Origin of the sequence: Winogradskyella psychrotolerans (assembly GCF_018860565.1) — a bacterium.
Classification (GTDB): domain Bacteria; phylum Bacteroidota; class Bacteroidia; order Flavobacteriales; family Flavobacteriaceae; genus Winogradskyella; species Winogradskyella damuponensis.
On record NZ_JAHKPS010000011.1, the window covers coordinates 1 to 1,184 of the forward strand.

Here is a 1,184-nt window from a genome sequence, read left to right on the forward strand (position 1 = left end):
ACAACGGTTTAGTATATGATTTGTAGCGTTGTTTCAGCAAGTAAGTTAGCAAATAATAATCGAAATAGAAAAACCGCGAGGTTTTTCGTGAGTAGGCTAGAAGCAGCTATAAATTATATACATTGTTACCTACAGTTATTTATGTCGATGAATCTATCCAAGTTATCAATGTCCATTTTCCATCTAATTTCTCAAAGTAGTATTCACCACTAATTCCATTCTCAATTCCACGATACTCAATTGTTGTTTTATTTCCGTTTACTTTTATAAACTGTTCATATTCCGGATTTGGACTATCATCTTTTACGAAATTCAATTTTCGATAATTTTGCCGATTTATAACTTCTTTTGAATATTCATAATCTTTTTCTGGGTCAGCATATTCTACCGTCATAGGTAGCTTTACTCGGCTTATTTGAAATAGCGAATCTCTATTAAAAAGTTCAAGAAAGTCTTTGAAGTTGTTGTCAATATTTACGACTTGATTTCGATTGAATTTTACTAATTCGGGTTTTATAATTATTAATTCTTTTTTTCTCGGAAACTTTCCGTGTTCAAAAGTCAGTTCTACACTATTTTCTTTTTTTTCAAGTGTTTTTATGTCAACATCATAAAAGTCAGAAACCACGAACGTTTTATTTTTATAACCTAATTCAGTAGGTTGAATTAAAATATGAATGTCAGTTTTAGAATTTTCGGTTTCGAGAGGTAAACTTTGTCCATTATAAAAAGTCATAACTCTTACAAAGAAATCATTTCCGTATTCCGATTCAACTTGGCCAAAATCACGAAGAACTGATTCAAACTCCGATTCTGACGTTTGAGTGATTTCAGAAGTATGTTTGTAAACGAAAAAATTGTCTGATATATCTAAAGTGTCTTTAAAATCTTTTTTGTCAATTAATTTTCGTTCTCCGCTTTTTAGTTTTTCCGCAACATTAATTTCAGAGTCCGAAGTTTCCACGAAGCGATAGTAATCCGAAGTTTGAGTGTTTTCAGATGAACTTTTGTCTTTTTCTAAATTCTCAATTTGCTTTTGTAATTCAGAAATTTGATTTTCTTTTTCAGCCAGTTTTTCAGTCAGCTTTTCCAATTCCGATGAAGCTTGTTTTGAATTACAACTTGCAATTAAAATCAATGTTAAAATCAGTAACGGAATGTTTTTCATAATTGTAGGTAACGGT

The 1,184-nt window shown here is 30.6% G+C and carries 1 protein-coding gene; it reads right to left on the minus strand.

The features are described 5' to 3' along the window. Positions 1–139 precede the first annotated feature (139 nt). Positions 140–1,184 (minus strand): DUF4348 domain-containing protein (locus KO504_RS04125; protein WP_215925069.1); only part of this gene is annotated, 1,045 nt, incomplete at its 5' end.